Source organism: Sinorhizobium psoraleae (assembly GCF_013283645.1).
GTDB lineage: Bacteria > Pseudomonadota > Alphaproteobacteria > Rhizobiales > Rhizobiaceae > Sinorhizobium > Sinorhizobium psoraleae.
Genome location: NZ_JABEKV010000012.1, coordinates 13,277 through 32,938, shown reverse-complemented (window position 1 = coordinate 32,938; position 19,662 = coordinate 13,277). Strand labels below are relative to the sequence as shown.

At 57.9% G+C, this 19,662-nt stretch carries 15 protein-coding genes and 4 pseudogenes; 13 read left to right on the top strand and 6 right to left on the bottom strand.

Translation table 11 applies throughout. From position 1 onward, the window contains the following. Nucleotides 1–178: 178 nt before the first annotated feature. Together ILFOPFJJ_RS31720 and ILFOPFJJ_RS31715 are read right to left on the bottom strand one after the other, a co-directional pair. Nucleotides 179–1,474: a dicarboxylate/amino acid:cation symporter gene (locus tag ILFOPFJJ_RS31720; RefSeq protein ID WP_210267676.1), complete on the bottom strand. Its 1,296-nt coding sequence runs from the start codon at nt 1,472–1,474 to the stop codon at nt 179–181. A 96-nt stretch (nt 1,475–1,570) separates the two neighbouring features. Further along, nucleotides 1,571–2,260, bottom strand: a complete 690-nt coding sequence (locus tag ILFOPFJJ_RS31715) for a nitrogen fixation protein NifQ (RefSeq protein WP_173514428.1) — start codon at nt 2,258–2,260, stop codon at nt 1,571–1,573. Between the two features lie 546 nt (nt 2,261–2,806). On the opposite strand from ILFOPFJJ_RS31715, the gene ILFOPFJJ_RS31710 reads away from it, so the two are divergent. Beyond that, a complete protein-coding gene (locus tag ILFOPFJJ_RS31710) occupies nt 2,807–3,355 on the top strand; it encodes a peroxiredoxin (protein ID WP_173514427.1) in 549 nt (182 codons plus the stop codon). Between the two features lie 330 nt (nt 3,356–3,685). Here the strand turns inward: ILFOPFJJ_RS31710 and ILFOPFJJ_RS31705 are convergent, their stop codons facing one another. The 3 genes from ILFOPFJJ_RS31705 to ILFOPFJJ_RS31695 all read right to left on the bottom strand — a co-directional run bounded on the left by ILFOPFJJ_RS31705 (nt 3,686) and on the right by ILFOPFJJ_RS31695 (nt 6,388). Next, the gene (locus tag ILFOPFJJ_RS31705) at nt 3,686–4,837 is read right to left on the bottom strand and encodes a cytochrome-c peroxidase (protein WP_246299947.1); all 1,152 of its coding nucleotides are present in this window, start codon (nt 4,835–4,837) and stop codon (nt 3,686–3,688) included. A gap of 761 nt (nt 4,838–5,598) precedes the next feature. Continuing rightward, nucleotides 5,599–5,811 (bottom strand): hypothetical protein, encoded by a 213-nt coding sequence (locus ILFOPFJJ_RS31700; RefSeq protein ID WP_173514426.1) that lies wholly within the window; start codon nt 5,809–5,811, stop codon nt 5,599–5,601. Nucleotides 5,812–6,118: 307 nt separating this feature from the next. Next, nucleotides 6,119–6,388, bottom strand: a complete 270-nt coding sequence (locus ILFOPFJJ_RS31695; protein ID WP_173514425.1) for a hypothetical protein — start codon at nt 6,386–6,388, stop codon at nt 6,119–6,121. On the opposite strand from ILFOPFJJ_RS31695, the pseudogene ILFOPFJJ_RS35610 reads away from it, so the two are divergent. The 3 genes and pseudogenes from ILFOPFJJ_RS35610 to ILFOPFJJ_RS31685 all read left to right on the top strand — a co-directional run. Further along, nucleotides 6,335–6,500, top strand: a pseudogene (locus ILFOPFJJ_RS35610) (IS6 family transposase); the annotation flags it as partial. The gene ILFOPFJJ_RS31695 and the pseudogene ILFOPFJJ_RS35610 overlap by 54 nt on opposite strands. 29 nt (nt 6,501–6,529) lie before the next feature. Then, nucleotides 6,530–8,166: pseudogene (locus tag ILFOPFJJ_RS31690) on the top strand (MFS transporter). 10 nt (nt 8,167–8,176) lie between these two features. Beyond that, on the top strand, nt 8,177–8,440 hold the full coding sequence (locus ILFOPFJJ_RS31685) for a hypothetical protein (RefSeq protein WP_173514423.1): 264 nt from the start codon (nt 8,177–8,179) through the stop codon (nt 8,438–8,440). A gap of 17 nt (nt 8,441–8,457) precedes the next feature. On the opposite strand, the gene ILFOPFJJ_RS31680 is transcribed toward ILFOPFJJ_RS31685, so the two are convergent. Further along, nucleotides 8,458–10,167, bottom strand: coding sequence for an IlvD/Edd family dehydratase (locus ILFOPFJJ_RS31680; protein WP_173514474.1), 1,710 nt, complete (start codon nt 10,165–10,167; stop codon nt 8,458–8,460). A 1,217-nt stretch (nt 10,168–11,384) separates the two neighbouring features. On the opposite strand from ILFOPFJJ_RS31680, the gene ILFOPFJJ_RS31675 reads away from it, so the two are divergent. The 9 genes and pseudogenes from ILFOPFJJ_RS31675 to ILFOPFJJ_RS31635 all read left to right on the top strand — a co-directional run. Beyond that, entirely contained in the window at nt 11,385–11,705 is a 321-nt protein-coding gene (locus ILFOPFJJ_RS31675) for an iron-sulfur cluster assembly accessory protein (RefSeq protein ID WP_173514422.1), read from the top strand. 121 nt (nt 11,706–11,826) lie between these two features. Beyond that, nucleotides 11,827–12,990: a cysteine desulfurase NifS gene (nifS, locus tag ILFOPFJJ_RS31670; protein WP_173514473.1), complete on the top strand. Its 1,164-nt coding sequence runs from the start codon at nt 11,827–11,829 to the stop codon at nt 12,988–12,990. 110 nt (nt 12,991–13,100) lie between these two features. Further along, nucleotides 13,101–13,478 (top strand): annotated as a pseudogene (gene nifW / locus ILFOPFJJ_RS31665) (nitrogenase stabilizing/protective protein NifW); the annotation flags it as partial. Nucleotides 13,479–13,666: 188 nt separating this feature from the next. Further along, a complete protein-coding gene (locus ILFOPFJJ_RS31660) occupies nt 13,667–14,518 on the top strand; it encodes an electron transfer flavoprotein subunit beta/FixA family protein (protein ID WP_173514421.1) in 852 nt (283 codons plus the stop codon). Nucleotides 14,519–14,535: 17 nt separating this feature from the next. Then, the gene (locus ILFOPFJJ_RS31655) at nt 14,536–15,645 is read left to right on the top strand and encodes an electron transfer flavoprotein subunit alpha/FixB family protein (protein WP_173514420.1); all 1,110 of its coding nucleotides are present in this window, start codon (nt 14,536–14,538) and stop codon (nt 15,643–15,645) included. Nucleotides 15,646–15,655: 10 nt separating this feature from the next. After that, nucleotides 15,656–16,963, top strand: coding sequence for an NAD(P)-binding protein (locus ILFOPFJJ_RS31650; RefSeq protein ID WP_173514419.1), 1,308 nt, complete (start codon nt 15,656–15,658; stop codon nt 16,961–16,963). A 14-nt stretch (nt 16,964–16,977) separates the two neighbouring features. Then, the gene (locus ILFOPFJJ_RS31645) at nt 16,978–17,271 is read left to right on the top strand and encodes a ferredoxin family protein (RefSeq protein WP_173514418.1); all 294 of its coding nucleotides are present in this window, start codon (nt 16,978–16,980) and stop codon (nt 17,269–17,271) included. A 190-nt stretch (nt 17,272–17,461) separates the two neighbouring features. Further along, nucleotides 17,462–19,078 carry a nif-specific transcriptional activator NifA gene (gene nifA, locus ILFOPFJJ_RS31640; protein ID WP_376741486.1) on the top strand — a complete coding sequence of 539 codons (1,617 nt, stop codon included), beginning with the start codon at nt 17,462–17,464 and terminating at the stop codon, nt 19,076–19,078. A 35-nt stretch (nt 19,079–19,113) separates the two neighbouring features. Then, a pseudogene (locus ILFOPFJJ_RS31635) lies at nt 19,114–19,662 on the top strand (IS256 family transposase); the annotation flags it as partial.

Here is a 19,662-nt window from a genome sequence, read left to right as displayed (position 1 = left end):
ATTTCTCCCCTTTGCGATCATCAAGGGCACGAGAAGGGGAAAATACCTGCAGCACAGAGAGACCGTGCCCGTGGTCGCGCAGTAAGAAGGCGGGCGCGATCTGCGAAATAGGCGGGTGCAAAAACAGCACTTGTTGGCCTGGTTCAAGGGCATCGCTCCGCTGGCGTGACAACATGGCCTAGACCGGCGCCTTGCCTGCAAGGGCGGTTGCAAGCTGCGCCCCGACAAGCTCGCCTTCCCACTTCGCCACGACGATGGTGGCGACCGCATTGCCGATAATATTGGTGAGTGCGCGGCACTCCGACATGAAGCGGTCGATGCCGAGGATCAGCGCCATGCCGGCGACCGGTACGGAGGGCACGACCGAGAGCGTTGCAGCCAGCGTGATGAAGCCCGCACCGGTGATGCCGGCAGCACCCTTCGAGCTCAGCATGGCGACAAGCAACAGCAGAATCTGGTCACCGAAGGACAGCGGGATATCGGTCGCCTGCGCGATGAAGAGCGCGGCGAGCGTCATGTAGATGTTGGTGCCATCGAGGTTGAAGGAATAGCCGGTCGGGATGACGAGGCCGACAACCGAGCGCTTGCAGCCTGCCTTCTCCATCTTGTTCATCAGGCCCGGCAGCGCCGCTTCCGACGAGGACGTTCCGAGCACCAGCAGCAGTTCTTCCTTGATGTAGCGGATGAGCGCGACGATCGAGAAGCCGTTGTAGCGCGCGACCGCGCCAAGCACGAGGAAGACGAACAGGAAAGAGGTGAGATAGAAGGTGCCGATCAGCATGGCGAGGTTGGCGATCGACGCCACCCCGTACTTGCCGATGGTGAAGGCCATCGCACCGAAGGCGCCGATCGGGGCGGCCTTCATCAGGATCGCCACCAAACGGAAAATCGGCAACGTCAGCGCATGGAGGAAGTCGACCACCGGCTGGCCTTTTTCGCCGACCATCGCAAGCGCGATGCCGAACAGAACCGAGATGAACAGCACCTGCAGGATGTCGCCCCCGGCAAAAGCACTGATCAGCGTCGTCGGAATGATATTCATCAGGAAGCCGGTGATCGACTGCTCATGCGCCTTCTGGGTATAGGTGGTGACCGCCTTCACGTCGAGCGAAGCCGGATCGATATGCATGCCGGAGCCAGGCTGGACGACATTCGCGACCACGAGACCGATGACGAGCGCGAGCGTGGAGAAGGTCAGGAAGTAGAGCATCGTCTTGCCGGCGACGCGCCCGACCTTGGCGAGATCGGTCATGCCGGCAATGCCGGTCGCGACCGTCAGGAAGATGACCGGCGCGATGATCATCTTGACGAGCCTGATGAAGGCGTCGCCGAGAGGTTTGAGCTCGGTGCCAATGTCCGGATAGAAATGCCCGAGCAGGATGCCCGCAGCAATCGCCGCGAGGACCTGGACGTACAGATGGCGATAAAGAGGTGTGTAGCGGCGGACCTCCGCGGAATGTTCTGCGATTAACATGATTATCCTCCACATCGTGCCCGCGTGTCGTAAACCGGGTATGCTGAATTGGCGGAACGCCTCGCAGCGGTCTACATCCGGCGCAGGCGCCTAAACTCAAGTTCTGCCCCTACTTGCACCCGCGCGAACACTTTCGCCTTCCTCAGGGCCAAAGCAGCTCTCCAATTCCTTGCATTCCCGACAAGTGGGCGCAGTGCACAGCGAAAATCCCTCAGCTTCACAGAGCTTGCGGTAAAGGTATTTCTTCCACCGCATGTTTTCGGTATTGCCAGCCGCAAGCGTTGGGAAATGGGTGGCGAGCAATCGGCTGAGTTCGACCCGATCAAAAAGACCAAGCTCTCTCCAGAGATGATCGTGGCGCAAGGCTCGACGGGCTATAATCTTGGCGAAACGTACGCTCATCGAATCGCCTGCTCGAGCATGCGCGAGCAGCAGACCGCGCAGAGCTTCCTCCTCCACGCCTGGCTCCACATCGCTTATCTCTTCCAAGCGAAAAGCATGAATAGTTGGGGCGGGGAAACTGCGGTTCAGGATGTCCCGCAGTTCTGCTTGCGAGAGCCCCGTTGCCTCTGTCGCACTTGCCTCGCCGGCATCGATTTCCTCGAGTGCACGCGAAAGGACACAAGCAAGCACGTACTGATCGAAATCCATTTCGAGGTCCATAGGCGGCCAAGGTCCGAGGCCCAGCAATTCGGATAATTGTCGCCAACCGGGCCGATCGGGCATTCTGATTCCGAGTGTTTCTCCCTCTTTCGACAGAGCGCGGACTTGAGCTAGATTTGACATGTTCCCTTCCTTCCCTTTTCGCCCACACACCGGGCGCCGCACGGCAACCGTGGCCGCCGGGGAAGCTTCAAAACTCGTGCCAATCGCGTCTGCTGAGCTGAAGAGGTAACTTTGTGGTTGCCATTCAAAGGCTAAATGAAGGTCTGCTAGTAGCACCGGGGGGATACGGCCGTGTCAGGAGGACGACAAAGGGCGACATGTGATGTCGGTTTTGTGCCAAGAGCAGCGGCCGGGTCCCGTGTCGCGAATGAGGAACCCTCGATTGGGCAAGCGCCAAGCATATCGGATTTGCAGGCGCTAGCGCTGGTATGCGCGAGCGGCTGCCAGCCCATGCCGCCGACGGATAGAGCTTCGAGAAAGTGTGTGGCCAATACCCGAACATAAACATAGCTATCCCGCCACAAGGAAGGACCGCTGCAGCTTGGCGTCAAGTGGCACGGCGCTTGCTGTTCGCTCGTTGGCAGCCGATGAGCTGCCAATCAAGTGCCGTGTTTTCGCAAGACGATCCGGCGAGTGCGCCAGTTCTTTTCCGAAGGAGCAATGCTGATGCCGAAAAAAAAGAGAATCCCCTTCGTTGCCTTTCGCACGCGGGTTCGCGACGAGACTTTGAAGGGACCAAATCCATATCGGTGGGAAGTCAGAACAACCGAGGATTACTTCAGCGGCAAGCGCGTCGTTCTGTTTTCGCTTCCCGGTGCGTTCACCCCGACCTGCTCAACGCGGCAACTGCCCGATTTCGAGAAGCTTTATGACGAATTCCAGAAGGAGGGAATCGAGGCGATCTACTGCCTATCAGTCAATGATGCCTTCGCCATGAATGCCTGGGGCAAGGCGTTAGGCATAGAGAAGGTGGAGCTTATTCCGGATGGTTCCGGCGAATTCACTCGCAAAATGGGCATGCTGGTCGCAAAAGACAATCTTGGCTTCGGGATGCGCTCTTGGCGCTATGCTGCCGTGGTCAATGATGGCGCGGTGGAGCAATGGTTCGAAGAGGGGGGTTTCGCGGACAACTGCGAGTCCGACCCCTATGAGGTCTCTTCTCCGCAGAACATTCTCGAAACGCTGACGACCGGCAATACCGCGTCTGCCTCTTGAGCGCCCCCGACGGAATTTTGGTGTTTCTATGTGAACTTCCCAGCCTGATGTTGCGGATCCTGGACATCTTCGTTCGCAACATTCTCGGGCAGATCCCACCGAATTGGAACGCACCCGCCGGATTGCGGCAACACATTCGGCACGGGCCCTCGTGGTGAACTTGGTCCTGAGAAAGCCTGGTGCGGCGACATCGACATTGCCGGACAGGAGCCTGAGCGCCTCCGCAAAGCCGTTCTATCCTACATGGTCTGTTAGGTTGCCGGGCGCGTCGATCGTTTCGAACGGACTGGAGATGAGATCTGGAACGACGCCCCGGCGTGAGCAGGCTAGTCACGGAGCCGGCCGGGGAGTCGTGGGGACGCTCGGCGGCAGGCTCGGATAGGTCACCTGGGGCTGAACCCCGGTGAGTGTTTGCAGGAAGGCGATGATTTTCGTCACTTCCTCAGCGCCCAGCTCCGTGCCAAGCTGGGCCGCACCCATCACGGCTACGGCCTGCTTCAGGTCCCACACATGCCCGTTGTGGAAGTAGGGGGAAGTGAGCGTAATGTTCCTCAAGGTCGGGACCTTGAAGACGTAGGCATCGTCCAACTCCCCTGTCACCTGAAGGCGGCCCATGTCGTTAGGCGGCAGGAACTCCGAGCCGGGTTTCTCAAACACGCCAAATGGAGAATACATGCTGCCGCCTACATTTATTCCGTTGTGGCAGGAGGAGCATCCCTTATCGACGAAAAGCCTGAGGCCTTCCTTCGCTTCAGCGGTGAGCGCATTCTCATCACCCTCAAGGTACCGGTCGAACGGCGCGTCCGGTGTGGTCAGTGTCGCCTCGAAAACAGCGATGGCCTTCTCGATATTGTCGTAAGTGACGGGATCGGCTTCATCCGGGAAGGCTTTGCCAAATGCCTCCACATAGCCGGGAATGCCCTGCAGCTCCTCGACAGCGCGCTCAGGGGCCATTCCCATCTCGACCGGGTTGGCAATGGGTCCACCTGCCTGCTCCTTGAGGTCAGCCGCCCGGCCGTCCCAAAACTGAGCAATATTGAAGACGGAGTTAAGAACAGTCGGCGCGTTGCGGCCGCCGCGCTGCCCACTATAACCCATCGAGGTGGGTCGCCCGTCAGCACCGCCGCGCCCGATCTGATGGCAGGTATTGCAGCTGATGCTATGCGTTTTCGAAAGTCTTGGTTCGAAATACAGCATTTTGCCCAGCTCGAGCTTCTCGGGTGTCGCCGGATTGTCGTCCAGGGCCGGCCGGTCCTTGGGAATAGCGCGGAATAACGATCTCGCCTCATCCAGCAGATTGTCTTGCCCCATCGTGATAGAGGCAAGAAGACAGGATCCGAGCGCAGTAGCTCGAAAGGTCCACCCCCGCGCCGAGCGGAGACGGGTGACAAGTCCTGTTTTCACAGAAGACATAAGAGACATAGGCATGGCACCTACTACTTTTGATCGCAACTGGTTCGGCGAACGCTCAGCAATAAACATGCCAAGGGAGCAACATTCTCTTTGTTGAGAGTTTTAGGGTGCTAGGCCAGACCGTCGACTCATAAACTTTGAAGCCAGCTTCTCGCGGCGGCGATCCTGAGCAGCGCGCGGCCGCTTGTAATATCCGGTTGCCGCACTGGACCGTAGTACCGTTATCCCGCTTACGTTGCGGCAAAGGCTCAGAAGACCGGGACCATTCTAAGTGATCTGGATTTTGGATGTTGCCACGCCGTCGTGCGGCCTTCTGAGCTTGCGATACGCCCAGCGGCTCGTGACCATGTCTTCGATCCTGGGGCCGCCGCCATCCGCCGCTCCGGCCTGCTGCAGAGTCCGGAGCGGCGCTCGAACCCAACAAAGCCGCAAACCAATGAGGGGCGCATTGCCTCAAGCAAATGTCACCGATAGTGTTGATGCTCCCGATGGCATGGTCATGGTTCGCTGTCCCGGCTCGCGAAGGATGGCACGGCGGACCAGCATGGCGACACGTACGGAACTGGTTGAGGCGACCATCGAACGATATCGATCGAGCTGTCAGGCGCACGAGCATCACAAATCGCGGCAAAAGGGAATCCTTCCGATTCCAGACCTCAACCCGCCGCTCTAAGGCGGTGGGCTGCTCGTCGCGCTCACCGTCTTTCTCTATTGAAGATCACGTGTTTTACAAAGACAGCGCAAACGGCCCATGCAATCCGCATGAGGCGCTACTCGCTAGTCGATGTGACGGTCATCGGAGCTTTGTTCACAAAGAGGATTGTCATGGGTCAGGTGCTGAATGATCTGGCATTCTCACCTTGGCTTTTATCCTTTTCAGCCATGTTCTTCTTTTCGCTGTCGATGGCAAAGCGCCATGTGGAAGCACTGCGCGCGTGCTTAAAAGGGAGGGATGCCATCAAAGGGCGCGGATACTTGCCTGAGGATTGGCCGCTCACCTTGGGTTCCGGCCTTGCTTCGGGCTCGGCTTCGGTCATCAGCATACTGCTTTTCATCGCACTCGATGCCCGTGTACCGCAAGCATATACAATCCAGCATGCCTCTATGGTTGCGCCGGTCGCGTATTCATATGGCTGCAGAGGGTCTGGGTCCTAAGCCACCGCATGGAATTGCACAACGATCCTATTGTGTTTGCGCTCAGGATACGAGCGGTTTGTTGATCGGCACTATTATCGCACTGGCGCAACGGGCCAATGTCAGCGCTAGGTAGTCTGCGACATGAACTGATGGTGCAAAATAGCGCCACCCCAACGTTCACAGCCAGCATAGACATGCTCGCCAAAAAGCTATTTATAATGATGACTCTGCCTGCGGCTTCGAGCGCTTGGTCACATGCACTCGATCCGCTTCCAAGTCAGCCAAATCGTTAATGATATAGGTTGCCGAAGCAATCACACCGAAATCAAGAAACGCGACTACCGTTTTCAGCACGGCATAGAAATTGTCCGCCACATGGCCGAGAAACAGGGGCATGAAAATCAGCACATTTTTCGCCCATGGCTTTGACGCGCTGTCGATAAGGATGGCTGTGTGCTCAACGAGATCGTCTGGGCCCGCCACGACAGCAAGGCGCCTCCTCATCCGGCTGCTGAAGAAGCAGGGGACGCCTGTCGAAGCGAATGGTACCGACAAGGTTCGCTCTTATGACGCAGCACGGCGTCAGGTCATGCCCACCAAAGCGGGCTGGGAGGTTTAACAGTCATGCAGCAACAAGATCTGGCCCGATCCACTACCCTCGCTCCGCTGGGAAACCCGGCGTTCCGCGCGATCTGGGCGGCTACTCAAATTTCAAGCCTAGGGTGGCTGGTGCAGACGACGGCGATCAGCTGGCTGATGGCCACCATCTCGGCGTCCGATCTGATGGTCGCCCTGGTGCAGGCCTCGTCCACGCTGCCCGCGTTCTTTCTGTCCATCCTCGCGGGGGCGATTGCAGACAGTTTCAGCCGTCGCGGCGTGATGCTCGCGGGCCACTGCTTGATTGCGCTGGCATCCACGGCTCTAGCGATTTCCGTCGCGTTGGGGTTTGTCAGCCCGTGGCTGATCCTTAGCCTGAGCTTTTTGGCAGGCTGCGGCTTTGCGCTGAACGATCCAGCCTGGCACGCTTCCGTTGGCGATATCCTGGAAAAGCGCGACATTCCGGCAGCCGTCACGCTGATGTCGGTCGGATACAACATCGTACGCAGCATTGGTCCGGCTCTCGGTGGCCTCATCCTTGCTTTTCTCGGACCCCTTGCTGCATTTGTTTTGGCAGCACTGAGCGACCTGGTCCCGTTGACCGCTGTTGCGCGTTCGAAATGGTATGTTCGCCCTTCTCCGCTGCCGCGTGAGCGGATCACTACAGCCGTCCATGACGGCTTGCGCTTCACTGCTATATCCTCCGAGATCAGAGCGGCTATTCTCCGCGGGACATTGTTCGGGCTGGGGAGCATATCCATCCTCGCGCTGCTCCCGCTGATCGTACGAGATCGTCTGGAGAGTGGACCTATCGTTTATGGCGCGCTGTTGGCCTCATTCGGCATTGGCGCGTTTTCCGCTGGCCTCGGCAGCAGCTACCTGCGACGGACGATGTCACGAGATCAACTCCTTGCTGCCGCCTCCACCGCTTGTGCCGTCTGCTGCCTTGCGCTGGCTCTCACATCGTCCCCGCCTTTGGCGGCCGTTGCGTTGGCAATTGGGGGTGCGGGATGGCTTCTCACGTGGACCGGGATTGACGTCGCCATCCAGCTGTCGAGCCCGCGCTGGGTCGTGGGGCGCACGCTGTCCATCTACTATGCCGTCTCCTCCGCTGGAGTGGCCGCCGGCAGTTGGATCTGGGGCATGCTTGCCCAAAACTACTCGTTGACCATGGCGTTCGAAGTCGCCGCCGTGGTCCTGCTGATTGTCGCTGCCGCTGCATTTGTGTTGCCGATAGAGCTGTGGGAAGAATCGGAACAGGACGCCTCAAGCTTTGTCCCGCCGTCGCTCGCGCTGGATCTCAAGCCCAGAAGCGGACCGATCGTCGTTAAGCTAGACTATCTCATCGCCGAGCATCATCTCGAGGCATTTCTCGACCGCATGCGCGAGCGCAGGCGTGTTCAAAGCCGAGCCGGCGCCCGAAACTGGACGCTTCAGCGAAGCTTGCACACGCCCTCTCTTTGGACCGAGACTTACCGGACGCCGACGTGGATGGACTATCTTCGCCTGAACCACCGGTTAACCGCAGGAGACAAGGAAGTTGGCGTGCGTCTCGCCGCCCTCCAGACGGAGATCTTCCTCCTGAACCAATGTTGTCGATAGAACGCACAACGCGCGCCGTGCGGAGCCGCAGCCAACCGATAACACGCATTTCGCGTCCATGAGGGGTAACCGATGACGAAGCCAGCAATCGATGAACAGCAGCGTTCCGACCGGACTTTGGGCATCGGAAATGTGGTTGCAGTCTCGGCGGTCGAAGCAGATCAGGGCCGGCCCGGCCTGCGTATTGGCCGCCCCAACGGCTGCCAGTTCTCATGTCGCAAGCTCGGACGAGCAGTGATCGGCGCCGCCCGTGAGCTCAACTGCACAAGCGAACCATGGCGTCATGAAGCGCGCGGCTCCTCGCTCCAAAAGCGCTACGGTATGTTCTTCACCTAAACGGCTGACGGCCAGAGCTATCTCCTCGGCTTTGCACGCAGAAAGTTCAAATCGCAGCCGTCTTCAGCTTGAAGCACTTCATCGAAATACAGCTTGGCATATCCGCGGCCGACATGGGTGTGCAAAGGAGCCGTCCATTCAGAGCGGCGGCGCACGAGTTCGCTTTCATCGACCAGCAGCTCCAGCAGCCCCTCCTCTACGTCAAGACGGATCAGGTCACCATTGCGAACCAGCGATAACGGTCCACCGACGGCAGCTTCCGGAGACACGTGGAGAACAATTGTTCCAAAAGCTGTGCCGCTCATGCGAGCGTCCGAAATTCGCACCATGTCCTTGACGCCGGCGGCGGCAAGCTTTCGAGGAATAGGCATAGAGCCGGCCTCAGGCATGCCGGGTCCGCCCTTCGGGCCTGCATTTTGCAAGACCAGAATGTCGTGAGCGTTCACATCGAGGTCGGGGGCATCAATCCGGTCTGCCATGTCTTGAAGGGACGTGAAAACAACCGCGCGGCCGGTGTGCTTCAACAAGCCTGGAGTGGCCGCCGCCTGCTTGATGATTGCTCCTTTGGGGGCGAGGTTACCGTGCAGAGCACGGATCCCGCCCCCACGGTGAATCGGGTCTGCAATCGGGCGCACAACATCGTTCGGCCACGAGGCAGACTGCATTGCCATGCTTTCTCCGAGCGTTCTCCCGCTGACGGTTATGCATTCTTTCTCGATGAGGTGGTCGATTTCGCGCAGTACGGTGGTCAGGCCACCCGCGTTGAACAGATCCTCCATGTAATACCGCCCTGAGGGTTTCAGGTCCACCAGTACTGGAGTTTCTGCTCCAATTTTGTTGAGTTCATCGAGATCGAGATCGAAACCAAGACGTCCCGCAATAGCCGCGAGATGGATGACGCCATTCGTCGATCCGCCCACCGCCTGCAAAACCCGTAGAGCGTTCCCAAGGGAGTTTTTCGTCATGATCTGAGAAGGCCGCAGTTTTTCCGACGACAGGATGACGGCACGTTCTCCCGTCGCCTCGGCATGACGAAGACGATCGGCATGGACAGCTGGAATGGCCGCACCACCCGGCAACATCATGCCCATGGCCTCGCTGACAAGGGCCATCGTGCTTGCGGTCCCCATCACCATGCACGTGCCCGGCCCAGGAGCAAGTTTGTTTCCGATCTCCCCTATTTCCAGCTCGTCGAAAACACCGGCACGATGTTGGCTCCAGAAGCGCCGACAATCGGTGCAGGCGCCGAGGCGCTCGCCCTCATGGCTTCCCGTGATCATTGGCCCTGTCACGGTCAGGATCGCCGGCAGGTCCACGCAGGCTGCCCCCATGAGCAAGGCGGGGACTGTCTTGTCGCAGCCACCGATCAGAACGACTGCATCCATCGGTTGAGCACGCACGGCCTCTTCGACGTCCATTGCCATAAGGTTGCGGAGGAACATACTCGTTGGATGCGAGAAGGCCTCGTGGATTGAAATAACGGGAAATTCGATCGGCAATCCGCCCGCCAGCATCACACCACGCTTGATCGCCTCTATAATGTCCGGCACAGAGCGGTTGCACGCGTTATAGCCGGAAAATGTGTTGGTGATGCCAATGACAGGCCGATCAAGCGCTCTGTCGGAATAGCCCATCGCTTTGATGAAAGCCTTTCGCAGGAACAGGGAGAAGCCGCCATCACCGTAATGTGTCAGTCCCTGTTTTATGCCGTTGGGCTCGTCGGCCATCATGTGAACCTTTCAGGTCTTGGTTCTTGTCCTGGCTCAGCCTCAGGATTTTCGATCGTTGCCAAACGGCTTCTTCGCACTCCCGAGCGGTATTCTAGCCCAAATGTAAACAGACCAGCTCCGACCACGATCGCCATGCCGGCTGCCATGTTCCACGTCACAGTCTCACCAAAAAAGACGGACGCAACAACGACGCTCAGGACGAGCTGGAGGTAGATGAGGGGCTGAACCTCCGGTTCGGTCACGTGGGTCTCATGAACCTGGCGACCGAACGGACCGTGAACTGATGCGGCACAATGCTTCGACCGGTGCTTTTGTAAGTTTCGCGCGGGGCTGCCCGCCATAGGTGATGGCTGCCCGGTATGGATTTGATGTAGGGGCCGTAGCCGGTAGGTTGGTTCGACGCGAAACTGCCGAGCAAAAGCGCTGCTAGTAGTGCAAGAAGTGCATATTTCATGGTGGCATCCGAACCTGTCACTTTGAGGGGACACGGCCAGCGTCGATCTCCTGCCCATTGTAGTCCCGCATCAGCGCGACCCAGAAGCATCGAGAAAAAAGGGCTGGCGGCACCCGCTACATTCAACCGAAGCTTCAAAACTCATGCCACTTTTGCTGGGGGAAGCAATAATCCATTTCGCCGTGTTTTCAGGCGCTTGGGCATCAACATGGAACAATCTCGTGAAGTAAGGCCGTGTCAACAAATCGGCAAAGTCGACATAATCTGTCGCATGGCGTCGATCGCGCCATCGTAGACGAACCTCACCTACCCGTGGTGATCGCGTGCGTAATCTGGCTAATTTGGCCGTGACTATTGGGGACGTGACCGCATCATTTCGGCCGCACGCCGGTTCGGCTGTTCTCTTGGTGTCGGTGCGAGGTGCGCTTTGGCCTCGAGGACACTTGTGAGATGCCCCGAGAGCATCAGGGCCGAAACGCCGAAGGTGTTCCATTCAGGGCAAATTCCAGGTTCGGGAGCACGCCTAGCCGACCGGTACCGCGTCGCGGATTTGAGCGAGCGCCGAGCATAAACCTTTCAATGCTCAGTGCGTTGCGGAGAACCTCATACGAACTCGGCTAATCACCGAATGTCGCAACTCCGACCGTGTCGCACATACGACATGGCCGTGTTTGAACATCGTGTTGTTTTCATGATGGTTTCTCGTTGGCACACTAGGTGCATCGTTCGCAGGCAACTCAAAATTAGGAGAAACGAACCTATGGTAACGCTCACCGACAGCGCAATTGCCGCAATAAAGTTTGCGGTAACCCAGGCTCCCGAGCCGGCGAATGGGTTACGCATCAAAGTGGAAGCGGGCGGCTGCTCCGGTTTCAAATACAACCTAGGTTTGGAGAGCGAGCCACGCGACGGGGATGCTGTCATTGAGGCGGGTGGGGTCAAGGTATTCATCGACCGAGACTCTCAACCTCATGTCGGCGGCATGACAGTGGATTTCACCCCGGGTGTCAATTCCCCCGGATTCACCTTCGACAATCCCAACGCGCGAGAGAACTGCGCCTGCGGAAAGTCCTTCGGTTGATCGCGAGGAGAGGGAGAACGAGAATGCGAGGTCATCACAAGAAGGATCAAGCAAGAGACACTTCATGCTGATGCCCCAGCGGGCTCGCTGCGTCATTTCTCTAAGCGGAAGGGCGGCATACTTGAGGCCTGTCTATCTCGACAATAACGCAACGACACGTGTCGATTCCGAAGTTCTTCAGGCGATGCTGCCGTTCTTTACGGATCACTTTGGCAACCCTTCGTCTAAGCATGACGCTGGCGCCGTTGCTGGCGCAGCGATGAAGACAGCCCGCCAACAACTGCAAGCGCTGATCGGTGCCAAGTTCGAGCATGAGATCATTTTCACGTCGGGCGGGACCGAAAGCAACAACACGGCGGTTCTTTCGGCCCTGTACGTGATGCCTGGGCGAACAGAGATCATCACTTCAGCGGTCGAACATCCGGCCGTGCTGGCGCTCTGCACGCACCTCGAGAAAACAAGTGGTATCAAGGTGCACAGGATTCCGGTGGATCACCACGGCCGGCTTGACATTGACGCCTATCGGACGGCCCTCACACATCGTGTGGCAATCGTCTCAATAATGTGGGCAAACAACGAGACGGGAACGATCTTCCCTGTAGCTACGCTCGCTGACATGGCCAAGCAGGTGGGCGCAATTTTCCACACCGACGCAGTGCAGGCGGTCGGCAGGCTTCCGATGGACCTGAAATCGACCGCAATCGACATGCTGTCGCTCTCCGGCCACAAGCTCCATGGGCCCAAAGGCGTTGGCGCACTCTACATAAGACGTGGCGTGCCTTTTCACGCGCTCATCAAGGGTGGGCACCAGGAGCGCGACCGACGGGCGGGCACTGAGAACATTCCCGGGGTAGTAGGTTTGGGCAAGGCGGCCGAACTTGCTTTGGAAGGTATGGACGAGGAAAACACATGGATCAAATCGCTTCGCGACCGATTGGAGAAAGGACTTCTTGAGCACATCCCCAGAACCTCCGTCAATGGCGATCCGCTGGCGCGGTTACCAAATACCACAAGCGTCACCTTCGACGGTGCTGTCGGCGAAGCTATAGAGTTGCTGCTCAACCGCCACGGCATCGCTTGCTCCTCCGGCTCCGCCTGCAACTCTTCTTTCCTGAGGCCGAGCCATGTTCTAGAGGCTATGCACATGCCCGACACTGCGGCACTCGGAGCGGTCCGCTTCTCGTTCTCACGGTTTAACCGTGAGGAAGATGTTGATCAGGTACTCCATGTTATACCCGGAATCGTTAGGAAATTCCAGGGATCTGCTCGAGTTCCTGTCGGATAGGCGACATGCTGAGGATAGACAATCAGCGGCCGCGTCCTGCTCTTATGGACACAAATGAAAAAGGCCTGCTGGCGCCGGCTTCACTGTCCGGCAAAAGAAAGGAGCATGCAATGATTTGTAACAGTCAGGCCCTTACTGGTGATGTCACCGACATTCTCACACGGCTAAAGAGCTTGTCGGCTGCCGAAGACTTCTTCGAGACTCTTGGCGTTTCCTATGAGCCGAAGGTGCTTGATATCTCTCGGCTCCACATCATGAAGCGCATGGGACAATATCTGGCCGAGCAGGGTTTTTCCGATCTCGGCGCGGTGGCGGCCGTGGCCCGTGCACGCGAAGCGCTCGAACGCGCCTATGCGGACTTTGCAACCACTTCGCCGCTTTCACATCGGATCTTTAGGGTGCTTGAGGAACGCGACCCGACTAAAGCAGCCGCGCTTAGCCGCACCTTTGTGTCATTGGACTCCGTCTTGAAGTCATCGGGAAGCGACAAATGTGGCGCGGTTGCGACAATCCAATGTCCTGAAGCCGACAACACTGTCACGCCATCTGCACGCGCTGAACCGAAAAGCGCTTGAGGTTCACGGTATTGTCGAGCCACAGCTGGTTGGCATGATTGGTGCTTGGAAGAGATGCGAAAAACGTCATGCTCACATGCGATCGGAGCTAAAGAGACCTCATGCACATAGTAGTCTGTATCAAGCAGGTGCCGGACTCAGCGCAGATACGCGTCCATCCGGTGACGAACACGATCATGCGCCAAGGCGTGCCGACTATCATCAACCCTTACGACCTTTTTGCCCTCGAACAGGCACTCGAGGTGCGTGACCACCATGGCGGCGATATTACGGTGCTCACGATGGGCCCACCCATGGCCGAGGAAGCACTGCGCAAGGCGCTCACTTATGGCGCAGACCGCGCGGTACTCCTGACCGACCGTCACTTTGCCGGCTCCGACACGCTGGCGACTTCATTTGCTCTCTCTCAGGCAATCGCGAAGATTGGCAACAGCTTTGGTACGCCTGATATCGTCTTCACAGGCAAGCAGACGATCGATGGCGATACCGCCCAGGTCGGCCCCGGAATAGCCAAGCGCCTGAACCTCGTACAGTTGACCTATGTCGCAAGAATCAATTCCATTGATCTCACCACGCGCGCGATTAGGGTCGAGCGTCGCTCGGAAGGCGGCACGCACGTCCTGAAGAGCGAATTGCCTTGTCTTATCACTATGCTAGAGGGATCGAATGCCATTCGCCGCGGCTCACTTGATGATGCCTTGCGCGCCGCACGCAGCGAGATCGTCAAGTGGAATGCGGCGGAAGCCGGCATTGAAGACATCACCAAATGCGGGCTGCGTGGTTCACCGACGGTCGTTAAGCGCGTCTTCGCCCCCACCCCGCGAGAGCAAAAAGCGGTGCAGATAGAGACCCTTGAAAAGGGGGCGCACGACGTGGCTGACGAGCTGGTCGCTTCCATTTTTACCAACCAGCCGGCGCTGGAACACGAGCTCTCCTCTACCGGCAGCACGTGAGGAGATAGGAGCAGATTATGGGAACTCGAAAAAGTAAAGCGTCGCCACCGGTCCAAGGCCGTGCCGGGATGAAGAAGGAGCTGCCTGAGCAATTCAGGGATTACCGGCACGTCTGGGTTTTCATGGAACTAGAACGCGGTCAGGTACACCCGGTCTCGTTCGAGCTTCTCGGCGAAGGCCGCAGACTAGCTGACCAACTGGGTGTTCAGCTTGCAGGTGTTATTCTCGGGCCGCCGGGAGGTTCTACCTCACATGCCGTTGCTGAGGCCTTCGCTTACGGCGCCGACCTCGCCTATCTCGTCGAGGAGCCGCTGCTCACCGACTATCGAAACGAGCCCTTCACTAGGGCACTGACAGATCTCGTCAATACCTATAAACCCGAGATTCTGCTTCTCGGCGCGACGACACTGGGTCGAGATCTCGCCGGTTCCGTCGCGACGACACTGCTGACAGGGCTCACAGCCGACTGCACCGGACTTGATGTGGATGCGGACGGTTCACTAGCAGCCACCCGTCCCACATTCGGTGGCTCGTTGCTTTGCACGATCTATACGCTCAATTCCCGGCCCCAAATGGCGACTATACGGCCAAGGGTCATGCGCATGCCACAGCGCTCAAACAAGCCGGTTGGGCGGGTAATCCTGCACGACTGGAGAATGTTCGAGGAAGAGATCGTCACGAAGGTTCTCGGTTTCCTTTCCGATGGCCAGTCGGAGAACGCTAATCTCGCCTATGCGGACGTAGTGGTTGCCGGCGGACTGGGGCTCGGCGCTGCGGAGAACCTGCTGGCCGTGACGAACCTCGCGCGGACGATCGGAGGTGATTATGGCTGTTCCAGGCCGCTTGTGCAAAAGGGGTGGATGCCATTTGATCGGCAGATCGGCCAAACGGGCAAAACGATCCGCCCGAAGCTCTATATAGCGGCTGGAATATCAGGCGCAGTCCAGCACCGCGTTGGCGTCGAGGGAGCTGATCTCATTGTCGCTATCAACACCGATCCGAACGCGCCAATATTCGATTTCGCCCATGTCGGTGTTATCGCCGATGCGGTCAGCTTTCTGCCTACATTGGCGGAAGCTTTCGTCAGACGGTTGGCGCCGCTCAACCGTCTGAAACTTGTGAACTGAGGTAAGACCTATGACCGAGGAAAAATTCGACGCGATCGTTGTCGGTGCCGGTATGTCTGGAAACGCGGCTGCTTACGTGATGGCAAGTCGGGGTCTAAAGGTATTGCAGTTGGAGCGCGGAGAATACCCGGGCTCCAAGAACGTCCAAGGCGCCATCCTGTACGCCAACATGCTGGAGACAATCATTCCAGATTTCCGGGATGATGCACCTCTTGAGCGGCATCTAGTCGAGCAGCGATTCTGGCTAATGGACAACACGTCACACGCCGGAATGCACTACCGGTCGGACGACTTCAATGAGCCGACGCCAAACCGTTACACGATCATTCGCGCCCAGTTCGACAAGTGGTTTTCGCGGAAAGTGCGAGCGGTGGGCGCGGTCGTTTTGTGCGAGACGACGGCGACGGGACTGGCTGTCGACGCGACCGGTAAGGTGATAGGCATACACACCGATCGAGCGGGCGGCATCATCCATGCGGACGTGGTCGTTCTCGCCGAGGGAGTGAACGGCCTCCTCGGCACGAAGGCAGGATTTCGTAAGGTGCCGAAACCCGAAGCGGTGGCACTCGCTGTCAAGGAAATGCATTTCCTGCCGGAAGAAGTCATCGCTGAGCGCTTCGGTCTTACCGGCGATCAAGGCTGCGTTGTTGAAGCGGCTGGGACAATCTCGCGCGGAATGGTCGGGTTGGGATTCCTCTACACAAACAAGGAATCAATCTCGATTGGCATCGGCTGCCTTGTCTCCGATTTCGCAGAGACCATGGAAAGACCGTATACCCTTCTTGACGCGTTCAAGGACCATCCATCAATCCGGCCGCTACTTGCAGGCTCAGAGATTAAGGAATATGCAGCGCACCTCATTCCGGAGGGCGGGTTCAAGGCAATTCCGCAGCTCTTTGGGGATGGCTGGGTTGTGGTTGGCGACGCGGCGCAGCTCAACAACGCCGTGCACCGTGAGGGCTCGAACCTCGCCATGACGTCGGGTCGCATCGCCGGCGAAGCGATCGCCACAATTAAGAGCCGGAGGCGCCCGATGACTAGGGAGAACCTCTCGCTTTATAAGGTCATGCTGGACAAATCCTTCGTTGTGAAAGACCTTAGAAAGTACAAGGACATGCCCGCCCTGCTTCATACGAATTCACGCAATTTCTTCATGACCTACCCGCAATTGCTGTCGCAGGCGGCGCAAAACTTCGTGCGCGTTGACGGCACGCCCAAGATCGAGAAGGAAAGAGCGACTAAGGCGGCCTTTATCAAGGCGCGTTCGCGATGGGGACTTCTCAGTGACGCAGTCCGTTTCGCACTGGCCTGGCGCTAAAGGGGAGAAATGAGATGACAGCTTCAGTCGTTCGCATCGAGGACAAGCTTTATCAGAACCGTTACCTAGTAGACGCGGGACGGCCGCACATCAAGGTCCGACAGCATCAGTCTCCGAGCTCAAACCTGCTCGCGCTGACCCTTGTCTGCCCAGCGAATTGCTATGAGGTGAATGAAGACGGCCAAGTAGAGGTTACTGCGGACGGGTGCATGGAGTGCGGTACATGTAGAGTACTGTGCGAAGAGAGCGGTGACATTGATTGGAGCTATCCGCGAGGTGGATTCGGTGTGCTTTTTAAATTCGGATGACTTGCATCTCGCTTTTGCCTGACGAGACGGGTACGGTCACGGGCGCTCACAAGTGCACACGTAAGCGCGTGACAATGTCAGCATGGTCGCAATTTCCCGTTGGGAACTACAAGCCGTCCGTACAACGCTTGGGATGTTTCCTCGCAACGATCGGCTCGATGAGGGTATGACTGAATTATCCGCTAAAACCATGCACAAACGAGACTTGGGGTGCAGCGGTCTCTACCGGATATCGAGGGTCTTGATCACCTCAGCCAGTATTGAGAGCAGGCTTGCCAATGTGCTTAACACCCTCCCCGCACTTCTGCCAATGCGGCGCGGCGCAATCGTGGTTCTGACCGCTGAAGGAGAGCTCGAGACAACTGCAAGTTCTGGGGTTGAGCATGCATCATCAGGTGCTCGCTATATTCCAGCGAAGGCTGCAATAGACAAAATCGTCGCAAAAGGCGCGCCGCTAGTCGTACCGGACATTTGCAAGTCGGACCTGTTCCAGGATGAGCTTCAAAGCATTTTGAGCGGCACTGGCCAAGTCACCTTCATTGGTGTCCCAATGAAGGTCGATCAAGAAACGCTTGGCACATTGTGGATCGACCGCGCCAAGGATGGTGCCACCAGGACACAATTTGAGGAAGAGGTGCGTTTCCTGTCCATGGTCGCCAACCTTGCGGCCCGGGCGATTCGGCTGCATCGCCACGAGAACCGCGATGGCCAGCCGATCGTGAGTGAGGAAGTCGCTCGCGAGGTTAGTTCAGCCGACAAGGAACTGCCCGAATCTGCCCGACAACGGCCCACAAGAATCGATTGGATTATCGGGGAAAACCCTGCACTCAAGCGGTTGGTTGAAAGCGTCAAAATCGTTGCAAGAACCAATTCTGCGGTGCTTCTCAGGGGCGAAAGCGGCACTGGCAAGGAATTCTTTGCAAAGGCCATCCACGAGCTTTCACCTCGGAGAAAAAAACCCTTTGTGAAGTTAAACTGCGCCGCGCTGTCTGCAGGCGTCCTGGAATCGGAACTGTTCGGACATGAAAAGGGTGCCTTTACGGGGGCCATCTCTCAGCGCGCAGGCCGTTTCGAACTGGCGGATGGCGGAACGTTGCTGCTCGATGAGATCGGCGAGATCTCGCCGGCATTTCAAGCGAAACTGTTGCGCGTCCTGCAGGAAGGTGAGCTTGAGCGAGTCGGCGGCACAAAAACTCTCAAAGTGGACGTTCGACTCATATGCGCCACGAACAAGGACCTAGAGGCCGCAGTCGCAGAAGGGGAGTTCAGGGCCGACCTCTATTACCGAATCAATGTGGTGCCCCTATTTTTGCCGCCACTCAGGGAGCGAAATGGAGACATTCCCCGCCTTGCGAGGGTTTTCCTCGACCGTTTCAACAAGGAAAACAATCGCGATCTCGCATTCACGCCGGCTGCGCTCGATCTCTTGTCAAAATGCAACTTTCCCGGCAACGTTCGAGAGCTTGAAAACTGCGTCCGAAGGACCGCCACTCTCGCGTGTTCAGCGACGATCGTTCCATCAGACTTCTCCTGCCAGAATGACCAGTGCTTTTCTTCAACGCTCTGGAAAAGCGCTGGCCAGCCGCTTGGCGGCCATACGACCAGTGGTTTGGCTACGGGCCTCGGTTACCCCAATGGTCCTGGCGACTTAACTGTGACACCAAATCTAACGGACCGCGAGCTGTTAATCAGCGCGATGGAGAAGGCCGGCTGGGTTCAGGCGAAGGCGGCTCGGATCCTCGGCCTCACACCGCGGCAAGTCGGCTATGCTTTGCGCCGACATCGTATCCAGGTGAAAAAAATCTAAAGTCGATGGGGCCACTTATGATGGGCGTGGCCACCCAGGCGTTGGTGGCAACCTTGGCGGAGATGTATGTGCAAGGGGTGTCGACGCGGAAGGTCAAGGCGATCACCGAGGAGCTGTGCGGCCATGCCTTCTCGGCGTCGTTGATCTCGGCGATCAACAAGCGGCTGGACGAGAGCCTGAACGAGAGCCTGAACGCCTTTGCCGAGCGCCCGCTTCAAGAGCCGTTTGCCTACCTGATCCTCGATGCCCGTTATGAGAAGGTGCGCGAGGCCGGTGTGGTGATGAGCCAGGCGGTGCTGATCGCTGTCGGTATCGACTGGGACGGGCGGCGGCAGATCCTGTCGGTCGGATGGCCGGCCGTGAAAGCCGTTCCGCCTGGAAGGACTTCCTCGTCAAGCTGAAAGGGCGCGGTTTGAAGGGCGTCGAACTGGTGGTCTCCGACGACCATGCCGGTCTCGTCGCGGCAATTGGCGAGGTGATCCCGGAAGCTGCCTGGCAGCGCTGTTACGTGCATTTCCTCAGGAACGCCGTATGCGACGTCCACGCCCCATCGCTTTTTCAGTTGCAGCGATCTGAGGTTGATC